The sequence below is a fragment of the Streptomyces sp. NPDC001709 genome, assembly GCF_053596375.1.
Genome location: NZ_JBSFGB010000040.1, coordinates 23381 through 34507, shown reverse-complemented (window position 1 = coordinate 34507; position 11127 = coordinate 23381). Strand labels below are relative to the sequence as shown.

Annotated in this window: 11 protein-coding genes; 8 read left to right on the top strand and 3 right to left on the bottom strand. The window is 73.9% G+C overall.

All coding sequences use genetic code 11. The features are described 5' to 3' along the window. Positions 1-188 precede the first annotated feature (188 nt). The 3 genes from ACWC0C_RS38890 (at position 189) to ACWC0C_RS38880 (ending at position 3251) form a co-directional block, all read left to right on the top strand. Complete coding sequence (locus ACWC0C_RS38890; RefSeq protein ID WP_450869137.1) at positions 189-566, top strand: hypothetical protein; 378 nt, start codon at positions 189-191, stop codon at positions 564-566. A 244-nt stretch (positions 567-810) separates the two neighbouring features. Then, positions 811-2067 carry an aminotransferase class I/II-fold pyridoxal phosphate-dependent enzyme gene (locus ACWC0C_RS38885; RefSeq protein ID WP_449202168.1) on the top strand — a complete coding sequence of 419 codons (1257 nt, stop codon included), beginning with the start codon at positions 811-813 and terminating at the stop codon, positions 2065-2067. Beyond that, entirely contained in the window at positions 2064-3251 is a 1188-nt protein-coding gene (locus tag ACWC0C_RS38880) for an MBL fold metallo-hydrolase (protein ID WP_450869135.1), read from the top strand. The genes ACWC0C_RS38885 and ACWC0C_RS38880 overlap by 4 nt, the downstream gene beginning before the upstream one ends. Here ACWC0C_RS38880 and ACWC0C_RS38875 read toward each other — a convergent pair. Both ACWC0C_RS38875 and ACWC0C_RS38870 read right to left on the bottom strand, forming a co-directional pair. Beyond that, positions 3205-3825, bottom strand: coding sequence for a DedA family protein (locus ACWC0C_RS38875; protein ID WP_450869134.1), 621 nt, complete (start codon positions 3823-3825; stop codon positions 3205-3207). The genes ACWC0C_RS38880 and ACWC0C_RS38875 overlap by 47 nt on opposite strands. Further along, positions 3822-4595, bottom strand: a complete 774-nt coding sequence (locus tag ACWC0C_RS38870) for an MBL fold metallo-hydrolase (RefSeq protein ID WP_450869191.1) — start codon at positions 4593-4595, stop codon at positions 3822-3824. Before ACWC0C_RS38870 ends, ACWC0C_RS38875 begins: the two co-directional genes overlap by 4 nt. Positions 4596-4679: 84 nt before the next feature. Between ACWC0C_RS38870 and ACWC0C_RS38865 the strand changes: the two genes are divergently transcribed. Next, a complete protein-coding gene (locus tag ACWC0C_RS38865; protein WP_449202165.1) occupies positions 4680-5117 on the top strand; it encodes a hypothetical protein in 438 nt (145 codons plus the stop codon). Here the strand turns inward: ACWC0C_RS38865 and ACWC0C_RS38860 are convergent. Continuing rightward, positions 5114-5242, bottom strand: coding sequence for a hypothetical protein (locus ACWC0C_RS38860; protein WP_450869132.1), 129 nt, complete (start codon positions 5240-5242; stop codon positions 5114-5116). The genes ACWC0C_RS38865 and ACWC0C_RS38860 overlap by 4 nt on opposite strands. A gap of 126 nt (positions 5243-5368) precedes the next feature. Here ACWC0C_RS38860 and ACWC0C_RS38855 point away from each other — a divergent pair, with 126 nt between their 5' ends. From ACWC0C_RS38855 to ACWC0C_RS38840, 4 genes are all read left to right on the top strand, one after another. Next, a complete protein-coding gene (locus tag ACWC0C_RS38855) occupies positions 5369-7615 on the top strand; it encodes a phage holin family protein (RefSeq protein ID WP_450869131.1) in 2247 nt (748 codons plus the stop codon). An 80-nt stretch (positions 7616-7695) separates the two neighbouring features. Continuing rightward, on the top strand, positions 7696-8757 hold the full coding sequence (locus ACWC0C_RS38850) for an ATP-binding protein (RefSeq protein WP_450869129.1): 1062 nt from the start codon (positions 7696-7698) through the stop codon (positions 8755-8757). Positions 8758-8813: 56 nt separating this feature from the next. Continuing rightward, the gene (locus ACWC0C_RS38845; RefSeq protein ID WP_450869189.1) at positions 8814-10547 is read left to right on the top strand and encodes a vWA domain-containing protein; all 1734 of its coding nucleotides are present in this window, start codon (positions 8814-8816) and stop codon (positions 10545-10547) included. A 79-nt stretch (positions 10548-10626) separates the two neighbouring features. After that, positions 10627-11052, top strand: a complete 426-nt coding sequence (locus tag ACWC0C_RS38840; RefSeq protein ID WP_449202162.1) for an OsmC family protein — start codon at positions 10627-10629, stop codon at positions 11050-11052. Positions 11053-11127 lie beyond the last annotated feature (75 nt).

The window sequence follows — 11127 nt, the reverse complement described above, 5'->3', positions numbered from 1 at the left end:
GCGGCCTGGAGAGCGCTGGCCCGGATGGTGTTGGTCCGGGCGGTGTGCGACCAGGCGGCGTGAACCCGGACCGCGGGGGCCCTGACGGTGCGGGCCTGGACGGCGTGGGCCCGGATCGCGGGGGTCCTGACGGTGCGGGCCTGGACGGCCACGGGGGATGCAAGCCGGGCGAACCCTGCCAGGACGGCATGGGCTGCAGGGCGGGGGAGAAGTGTCCCGGTCGGACGCCGTGCCGCGAGCCCGGCCGGTGCCACGACGGTGGCCGGGAGTGCTCCGGCGGCGGAGCCTGCCCCGACGACGGCCAGCGGTGCGCGCCGACCCACGGCGGCCCCTGCACCGACGGCAACGGCTGCGGCGGGCCCGACGAGCGGCAGGCCCCCGACACCGGCGGATGCGACCCGGCCACCGTGCAACACGGAGTCGAGGCCGGCGCGGGAGGCACCTTCACCGACTCGGTCCCGGCCCTCGCCGCCGGCTCCGCCCTCATCGCCACGGCCTGCGGCGGAGCCGGCTACCGGCTGTGGGGCCGCCGGGGCGCCGCGGGAGGCCGGCCCACGGACGTGTGACCGGGGCAGCGTCCTGCACCCCCATGGAGGGCCGCCGGGCGGGTACACACCCTCACAAGGACACCGGCAAGCGGCAACCACACCAAGCGGAACGACGGGCCACTGCCGACACCGACCGGCACGACAGGGCGGTGACACACCGGTCAGGGACACCAACCACACAGCAGCCCACGACGACACAGCCCGCCCCGGCCACCCGGCCCGGAACGGCGGCACACGGCACCAGGACGGCGCGGAGGCGGACATGCGGCGGACCGACCCCGAGGGCCACGGCCCCGTCCGCTACGGCCCGTCCCTGCCCGGCGACGGCCTGCCCGTGCTCCCCGAGCTCACCGCCGTACTCGCCGCCGCCGCGAGCCGCGCCGACCCCCAGCCCGTCGGCGGCGCCCCCGCCCTCCTCGAGGCGGCCTGCGGCTACTGGACCCGGCGTGGCCTGCCCACCGTCCCCGACCAGGTAGCCGCGGGTCCAGGCGCCCCCGCCCTCCTGCTCGCCCTCACCGCCGCACTCGCCGGAGACGGCGCCGACGTCCTCGTACCCCGCCCCTGCGCCGCCTGGTGGGCACCGTACGCCCGCGTGCTCGGCCGGCCCGCCTACCACGTGCCCACCCCCGCCGAGAGCGGCGGCGTCCCCGACCCCTACGCCCTGCTGGAGACCGTCCGCCGGGTCCGCGCCGAGGGCGGCGATCCCCGGCTGCTCGTGCTGTCCGTCGCCGACGACCCCACCGCCACCGTCGCCCCGCCGGAACTGCTGCACGAGACCGTCGAGGCCGCCACCGCCGAAGGGCTGCACCTGGTCAGCGACGAGACCTGGCGCGACACCCTGCACCACCCCCACGACACCGTCCTGCTCAGCCCCGCCGAGATGCGGCCCGACCGGGTCACCGTCGTCACCGACCTCGCCGGATCCCTGCTGCCGGCCGGCTGGCCCGCCGCCGTCGCCCGTTTCCCCGCCACCGGACCCGGACGGCAGCTCCACGCGCGCGTGCTCGACATCCTCACCGGGCTCGACGACCGCGTCGCCGCACCCGTCGCCGCCGCGGCCGGCTACGCCCTCGACGAACCCCCGCCCGTCACCGAGCGCCGCGAGGCCGCCGTACGGCTCCACGCGCGCGTGGCCGCCGCCGCGCACGCCGCGGTCGTCGCCGCCGGCGCCCTCGTCCGCCCCCCGCAGGCCGGCCGCCACCTGTACGCCGACCTCGGCCCGCTGCGCGAACCCCTCGCCGCACAAGGAGCCGGCGACGCCCAGGAGTTGGAGGACCTCCTCACCGCCCGGCTCGGCATGCCCGCGCCCGGCGGCCACCGCTTCGGCGACGACCTGGGGGCATTGCGCGTACGACTCGCCACGGGCCCCCTGCTGGGTGCCACGGACGAGGAACGCGCGGAATGTCTCACCTCACCCGCACCGTTGGAACTGCCGCACGTGCAACGCGCGTTGATCTCCTTGACGTCGGTCCTCGACGACCTCCGCGACGACGCTCAGCGATGGGAGCACCCTCGATGACGCAGCAGACGCATGAGCACGGATCGGCCACGACGACCACGACCACGGGCACGACCACGACCACGACCACGGCCACGGCGACCGCATCCGCCGCACCAACTAGCGACAGCGGCACGCCGGCTCCCTTGCCACCCCCTTTCCCCCCGCCGACCGAGCCCCGCCCCCTCGGCGAACGCCGGGTGTGGCCCCGCACCTTCCACGACCGGCTCACCGCCCCCCTGCCCGGCCTCAAGGCCCTCGCCCGCTTCGCCCGCGAAGGCTCCGTGCGCCCCGGCCCCGAAGGCCTCGCCGACCTCCCCCGGCTCCCCTGCGCACCCGCCCCGCTGCCCCGCGTCGGCACCCGCACCCTCGCCGTCAGCTGGGCCGGACACGCCAGCTGGGTCGTCCGGATCGGCGGCCTGACCGTCCTCACCGACCCCGTCTGGTCCCGCCGCATCCTCGGCACCCCGGCCCGCATCACCCCCGTCGGCATCCCCTGGGACACCCTGCCCCGCGTCGACGCCGTCGTCATCAGCCACAACCACTACGACCATCTCGACGCCCCCACCCTGCGCCGACTCCCGCGGGACACCCCGGTGTTCGCACCGGCCGGCCTCGGCCGCTGGTTCCGCCGCCGCCGCTTCACCCGCGTCACCGAGCTGGACTGGTGGGAAGGCGCCGAACTGTCCGGCGTCCGCTTCGACTTCGTCCCCGCCCACCACTGGTCCAAGCGCACCCTCACCGACACCTGTCGCAGCCTCTGGGGGGGCTGGGTCCTCACCGACGCCGACGGACAGCGCCTCTACTTCGCCGGCGACACCGGCTACGGCCACTGGTTCGCCCGCATCGGCCGCCGCTACCCCGGCATCGACCTCGCCCTCATGCCCATCGGCGCCTACGACCCCCGCTGGTGGCTCCGCGACGTCCACTGCGACCCCGAGGAAGCGGTCCAGGCCACCCTGGACATAGGCGCCCGCCGCATGGCCCCGATGCACTGGGGCACCTTCATCCTCTCGGCGGAGCCGGTCCTGGAACCCCTCACGAGGGTACGGGCGGCGTGGGAGAAGGCGGGGCTGGAACGGGAGGACCTGTGGGACCTGCCGGTGGGCGCTTCAAGGGTGCTTGAGCGAGGCACCCCTCAAGGGGTGCGACGAAACCTCACCCGGCAGCCCGAACCCGCCGCCACACACCGGGCGCCGCACTGATCACCACGGTCAGCGCGACCGCCACCACAACCCCCTCCCACGGCTCCTGGAACAACGACCCACCCAGAATCCCGATGACCTGGTACGTGGCCGCCCAGGCCAGACACGCGGGAAGATTCCTCCGCGCAAACCTCCGCGACGGCCAATCCGCCATCAGACAAGCCAGCATCACCGGTATACGACCAGCCGGCACCAGCCGGGACAACACCAGCACCGCAACCCCATGCTCCGCCAACTTCCCCCGCGCCCGCGCCAGCCGCTCCTCCGGCGCGCGTGACCGGATCGCCTCCAGCCACCGCGACCCGTTCCTCGACCCCATCCCGCGCCGCCCCAGCCAGTACAGGGCGATGTCCCCGCAGAACGCGGCCAAAGAGGCCGTCACGAACACCAACGCCAAAGCGAACGGCGCCATCTGATGAAACGCGACCACCGCCGCGGAACTCACCAGCGCCCCCGTCGGCACGACCGGCACCAACGCCCCGAGACACACCAGCAGGAACAGCGTCGGATACCCGATCGCCTGCTGCGCTGACCCGGTCGTCACGCTTGTCGACGCATCGGCGAGCCACGTCACCGCGCGACCTCCAGCCGCACACTCTCCCCGTGCCCCAGCCTGTGCACCGCCACCCCCGGTGCGAGCACGGCCGCCAGCCGCACGAACTCGTCCCCCGGCGCATGGAACTCGTGCGGCCGCACCGCGTCCATCCCGATCGGCCAGTACGTCCCGTAGTGCACCGGCACCGCCGCCCGCGGCGCCAGCCGCGCCAGCGCCCGCGCCGCCCGCCCCGCGTCCAGATGCCCCGCACCGAGAAACGGCCCCCAGCCGCCCACCGGCAGCAACGCCACGTCCACCGGCCCGACCCGCTCGGCCATCGCGTCGAACAGCCCGGTGTCCCCGGCGAAATACGTCCGCGCCGCACCCTCCACGACGAACCCGAGCGCGGGCGAACGGCGCGGGCCCACCGGCAGCCGCCGCCCGTCGTGCAGCGCCGGCACCACCCGCACCAGCAGCTCACCGATCCGCACCTCGTCCCCGGGGACAACCTCCGTCACCCGCAACCGCCGCAGACGGCGCAGACCCGGCACCGCCCGTGGTGCGCCGCGGGGCACGAGCAGGCGCGTGCCCGGGGCGAGGGCCGCCAGCGAGGGCAGATGCAGGTGGTCGGCGTGCAGATGCGAGACGAGCGCGACGTCCGCGCGACGGGCCTCGGCCGGCGGCACGGCCCCCCGGCGCCGCCGCAGATGCGCCAGCCGCCGGGCGAACAAAGGATCGGTGATCACCCGCGTGTTCGCATCCTGAACCGTGCAGGTGGCGTGCCCCCACCAGGTGATCTCCACCGGCACCCTCTTCGCCTCCCTCACGCGACTCCCCGAAGCCTACGGGCAGGAGTAGGGTCAGCGGCGAAACCCGGAGGTGAGGGGGACGCCATGGGACAGCCGCGGGGTACCTCCAACGCGCCCGCGCCCGCACCGGTGCGGGTCATCGCCATCGCCAGCCTGACCCCGCTGGAAGAACTGGAAGCGGACCCCTTCCTCGTCGACTCCCGCAGCCAGCACGCCATGTGCGCCCGCTGGGCCGCCGAACGCGGATACGTCATCGCCCGGGAACTCCTCGTCGGTGGACTGCGCTTCGACCACGGCGCAATCTGGGACGGCGTCCGGCCCGGAGTGGACGTCTTCGTCGCGCCCAGCCTGCGCGTGCTCCAGCGCGCCCTGTCCTCGGTCGAGGCCTTCACCGCCGAGTGCGCCCGCCGCGGCGTACGCGTGGAGACCGTCGGACGGGCCGAGCCGTCGTACGACGCGCAGATGAAAGCACGCGTGCACCGCCGGCTGTCCATGCCGACGGCCGGCTACGACGGCCGCTAGGGGCCGCCTCTCTGGCCCGGGCGGCCCATCTCGGCCTGGGTCGCCGTGGGTTCGAGCGCGGCGGCCCTCACCTCGTCGAGCGGGTCGTTCCTGTGGGATTCGGCCACCAAGTCTTCGTAGAGCATGGCGGGATGATGACAGGGGGGACTGACAATGCCATCAGCTCGCAGGATCATTTGCCCGGCGCGCCGTGTGACAAGGTGGAGCGAGGCCCCGGCGTCGAGCGGGCCGGGACGTGGGGTGGACCAGGCGTGCGGGGCGTGCGGTGGCGGCGGGTCGCCAGTCAGATCGGGCGGAGCACCGCCGTATGGGCGGTCTCCACCCTCACCATGCTCGTTCTCGCCGCGATCCTGCCCGACTTCCAGCTCCAGTCCGCCGACGGCGACAGCGCCACCCGCATCGCCGTCACCGCCGCCTGCGGCGCCGGAGCCTTCGGTGTGCTCTCGGCCGTGGTCTGGCCCCTCCTGGTCCGGCTCCTGCTGCTCGTCCCCGCCCTCGTGCTCGGCCTGCTGGTCTTCTTCCTCAACGGCTCCCTGCTGCTGCTCGCCCTGCGCATCAACCCCTCCGGGCGTGGCGAGGCGGCCCCCGAGACCGCCGTCATCGTGGCCGCGGTGATGTCCGCCGTCGCCTCGGCCACGGGCGCGGCCCTCGCCGTCCGCGACGACGAGACCTACCGGCGCCGCCTGCACCGCCTGGCCACCCGCCGCCGCAGATCCGACCCGCCCTGCCCCACCACGCCCGGCCTGGTCTTCGTCCAGTTGGACGGCGTCGGCCACGACGTCCTCGCGGACGCGGTCCGCAAGGGGGTGATGCCTACGGTCGCCCGTTGGCTGGGGACGGGCGACGGTATACAGCCGACAGGCGACTTGCCGAAGGCTGACGACATACGGAAGACGGCCGACCGCATACAGCCGATCGCGGACGGCATACAGTCCACCGGTGACGGCCCACAGCCGACCCACCGCCTCACCCCCTGGCGCACCGACTGGTCCAGCCAGACCGGTGCCAGCCAGCTCGGCATCCTCCACGGCAGCAGCTTCGACGTGCCGGCCTTCCGCTGGTACGAGAAGGACCGCGGGGAGGTGATGGTATGCAATCGACCGACGAGTGCCGCCGAACTGCAGCGCCGCGCCATACTGCATACCGGCGACAGTGGACTGCTCGCCGTGGATGGCGCCAGCCGCGGCAACCTCTTCAGCGGCGGCGCCGGTGAACAGGCCCTCGTCCTGTCCATCGCGGCCCGCCGCCGCAGCCGGGAGAACCGTTCCCGCGCCGGCTACTTCGCCTACTTCTCCGACCCCGCGGGCGCCGTCCGCACCGCCCTGTCCTTCGTCGCCGAGGTGGCCCGCGAGACAAGCCAGTCCACCCGCGCCCGGATCCGCAGGCAGCGCCCCCGGGTGAGCCGCGGCGGCCTCTACCCGCTGGTCCGCGCCTTCGCCACCGTCGTCGAACGGGACGTCGTCGTCGCCGCGGTGATGGGTGACATGCTCGCCGGGCGCAGCGCCGTCTACGCCGATCTCGTCGCCTACGACGAGGTCGCCCACCACTCCGGCCCGTGCAGCCGGGACGCCGAGAAGGTCCTGCAGCGCCTCGACCGCTGCCTCGCCCTCCTCCAGCGGGTCGCCGAACACGCCCCCCGCCCCTACCGCATCGTCGTCCTCTCCGACCACGGGCAGAGCCCCGGCGAGACCTTCCGCTCCCGTTACGGCCTCACCCTCGGCGACCTGGTCCGGGCCGGATGCGGGCTGCACGTGCCGCGCCGGGCCGAACGGACGCACAGCGGAGCCGAGGCCCGGGCCGCCGTACGCGCGGCGCTGGGCAGGCCCGTGGAGGAGAAGAGCGAGCAGTTGCGCCCCTCCCCACCCCTCCGGGCGGGGGGACCCCCGTCTCGGTTCGCTCCCGGTTCCGAGCCGATCGTGCTGGCCTCCGGCAATCTCGGCCTGGTTTCCTTCCCGGACGTGCCCCACCGCATGACCAAGGAGGAGATCGACGCCCGCCACCCCGCTCTGCTCACCACCCTCGCCAACCACCCCGGCATCGGCTTCCTGCTGGTGCGCAGCGAGGAGCACGGCGGTGTGGTGCTGGGGGCCCACGGCGCCGAGATCCCGCTCGACGGGCTCGACGCCCGGCCCGGCCCGCTGGCCCGGTTCGGGCCCGGCGCCGCCGACGCGGTCCGCCGTACCCACTCCTTCCCGCACACCGCCGACATCATGGTGAACTCCGCCTTGGATCCCGCCGACGGCGAGGTCCTCGCCTTCGAGGAGCAGATCGGCTCCCACGGCGGTCTCGGCGGCGCCCAGTCCCACCCGTTCCTGCTCTCCCCGCTGGAGTTGTCCGCACCGGTCGACGGCGCGGCGGAACTGACCGGCGCCGAGCAGGTGCACCGGGTACTGCGCCGCTGGCTGGACGAGCTGAACGGGCCCCAGGTGCCGCTGACCGGCGACACCGAAACCGGCGACACCGAAACCGGCGACACCGAGGACGAGCGGGCCGCCTGAAAATCGGCTGCGCCTGCCCGGCCCGACACCCACACTGTTCGAGTCGTACACCACTCGAACACCCTCGAGGATGCTCCGCCTTGCAGGCTGCCGTCACCGTCACTCCCGCCCGCGTCCCCGAACTCCTCCTCGGCCTCGCCACCGTCCGGCCCGTGTTCCTCTGGGGCGCCCCCGGCATCGGAAAGTCGTCCCTGGTGCGGGAGTTCGCCGATTCGCTCGGCCTGGAGTGCGTGAGCCTGCTCGGTACGCAGCTCGCGCCCGAGGACCTGATCGGCGTGCCGCAGATCCGCGACGGACGGTCGGTGTTCTGCCCGCCGGAGACGATCGCCCGCGACGAGCCGTACTGCCTGTTCCTTGACGAGCTGAACGCCGCCACCCCGGACGTGCAGAAAGCGTTTTACTCGCTGATCCTCGACCGCCGTATCGGAAACTACGAGCTGCCCGCCGGATCCATCGTCATCGGCGCCGGAAACCGGGCCACCGACAACGCGCTCGCCCGGCCGCTGGCCTCCGCCCTGGTCAACCGGCTCGCCCATGTCCATCTGGAGGTCTCCGCCACGGACTGGCTGACCTGGGCCGCGGACCACGGCATCCACCCGTGGATCCTGGACCACCTCACCGACCGGCCCGACCACCTGTGGTCCAAGCCGCCGAAAACCGAGGAACCGTTTTCCACGCCCCGCTCCTGGCACATGCTCTCCGACGCCCTGCACTCCTTCGGCGCCGATCTGGACGAGCCGACCCTGACCGTCCTCGCGCACGGCACGCTGACACCCGCGCACGCGACCGCGTTCTGCGGTTACGTCAAGGTCGTGCGCAGCCGGTTCGGGATCGAGGCGATCCTCAAGGGCGACGCCCGCTGGCCGCACCGACTGCAGGACCGTGACCTGCTGTACTACCTCGCGGAGTCGTTCCGCGGCCGGCTCGTCAAGGAGCTGCCGGCCGGCAAGGAGCACATGTCGGCGAACGGCCGGCAGATCGCCTACCGCGCCAAGTCGCTGCTGGTGCAGCTCGCCGAGATCTCCGTCGAGGTCGCCCAGACCGTCATCGCCGCGGGCGACGACGGCAACCCCGTGCTGCCCTCGTGGTTCCTGGTCGAGGCCGCCCGCGACATGCCCCGCCTGGTGGAGGCCCGGCGGTGAGCCGTACTTTGCCGAAGAAGAAACGCGACCTGGCCGGCGAGGCGTTCGCCGAGGGGATGCGGCTGCTGCGGGCCAACCCGGCGCTCGCCGCCGTCGACTTCGGCGTCTGCCGCCGCGAGAACTGCGCCTTCGCCCCGCGCGAGGGCCTGCTCGTCGTCGACTCCGACGGCACCGTGCACACCCGCCCCGACCGGCTCGCCGAACCCGGCGCCTGGGCCTGGGCGCTCGCGCACGCCGCCCTCCACCTCGGCTTCGGGCACGTCCCGGCCGCCCGGGGCCGACGCGAACAGCCCGACCGGTACGACCTCGCCGCCCGCTGTGTCGTGGTGAACCGCTTTCTGCTCGGTTTCCCCGTCGGCACCACCCCCGAGGACCTGCCGCCGAACTACCCCGACGGGGACGAGGAGCGGCTCGCCGCGCGCTGGCGGGCCCACGGCCTGCCGCCCGCCTACGAGCGCTGCGGCACCGCGGGCGGCGCCCCCGACCAGTTGCTCACCGAATGGCAGCCCTGGCAGGGCCCGGTCCCGGACCGGCAGCTGACCTTCGCCACCGCGCTGACCCGGACCGTGTCCGCCGCGATGGACATGGCGGGCGGCCGCCGGGACTCCCTGGACGGCGAACGGCTCCCGCAGCGCCCCTGGGAGCGGGCCCTGAGCTGGTTCGTCTCCTCCTATCCGCTGCTCGGCGGCATCGCCGCCGGCATCACACTGGTCGCCGACGCCGAACTCGCCCGCGCCCACGGCATCGCCGTCGCCGCCGTGAACCCCGAGGCCGGCGAGATCTACATCAACCCGCTGCGCAGACTCGACGACGAGGAGTGGCGGTTCGTCCTCGCCCACGAGATGCTGCACGCCGCCCTCCGCCACGGCGACCGCTGCGGCCCCCGCGACCCCTTCCTGTTCAATGTCGCCTGCGACTACGTCATCAACGGCTGGCTGGCCGAGATGCGGGTCGGCACCATGCCCGAGGGAGTGCTGTACGACCCGCACCTGGCCCAACTGTCCGCCGAGGAGGTCTACGACCGCATCGCCGGCGACCTGCGCCGCATCCGGCGCCTGGCCACCCTGCGCGGCAAGGGCACCGGCGACGTCCTCGGCGCCCCGCTCGGGCACCCCGGCGACTACGTCGACCTCGACGAGTTCTACCGGCGCGGCCTCAGCCGCGGCCTGGACCTGCACCAGGCGCAGGAGCGCGGCTTCCTGCCCGGCGGCCTCGTCGAGGAGATCCGCGCGCTCAGCCATCCGCCACTGCCCTGGGACGCGCAACTCGCCCGCTGGTTCGACGAGTTCGTGCCCCGCCCGGAGCCCGTACGGTCCTACGCCCGCCCCGCCCGCCGCCAGGCCTCCACCCCCGACATCCCCCGCGCGGGCCGCTACTTCCCGCCCGAGGAGGTGGCCCGCTGCACCTTCGGCGTCGTCCTCGACACCTCCGGCTCGATGAGCCCCACCCTGCTCGGCAAGGCGCTCGGCGCGATCGCCTCCTACGCCGGGGCCCGCGACGTACCGGCCGCCCGGGTGGTGTTCTGCGACGCCGCCCCGTACGACGCCGGCTATCTGCCGGTCACCGAGATCGCGGGCCGGGTACGGGTGCACGGGCGCGGCGGCACGGTCCTGCAGCCAGGCGTCGACCTGCTGCACCGGGCCGAGGACTTCCCGCCCGCCGCACCGGTGCTGGTGATCACCGACGGCTGGTGCGACGTGCTGCGGGTGCGCCGCGAGCACGCCTATCTGATCCCGCAGGGAAGTCACCTCCCGTTCACCGCGCGTGGGCCGGTCTTCAGAGTGCGATGAGCCCGGATGTGATCGGATAGGGGCACGGAAAACCCGTAACGGACCCCGCGTCACGGGATCCCACTAGAAAGGAACCATCGTGGCCACCACGCGCACCGCGCACACCGTCTGGGAAGGCAACCTGCTCGAGGGCAACGGTGTCGTCACCTTCGACTCCTCCGGCATCGGCGAGCAGCCGGTCACGTGGGCCTCGCGCTCCCAGGACGCGAACGGCAGGACCAGCCCCGAGGAGCTGATCGCCGGCGCCCACTCCAGCTGCTTCTCCATGGCCCTCTCGCACGCCCTGGCCGGCGCCGGCACCCCGCCCACCCGGCTGGAGACCAAGGCCGACGTGACCTTCCAGCCGGGCGAGGGCATCACCGGCATCCACCTCACCGTGCGCGGCGAGGTGCCGGGACTGGACGCCGAGGGCTTCGCCTCGGCCGCCGAGGACGCCAAGAAGAACTGCCCGGTCAGCCAGGCCCTGACCGGTACGAGCATCACCCTGACGGCCGAGCTGGCCTGAAGTCTCGTACGTCCCCGGATGCCGCGCCCCGCCAAGGGGCGCGGCATCGCCGTTCCCGGGCACCCGCCATTGACA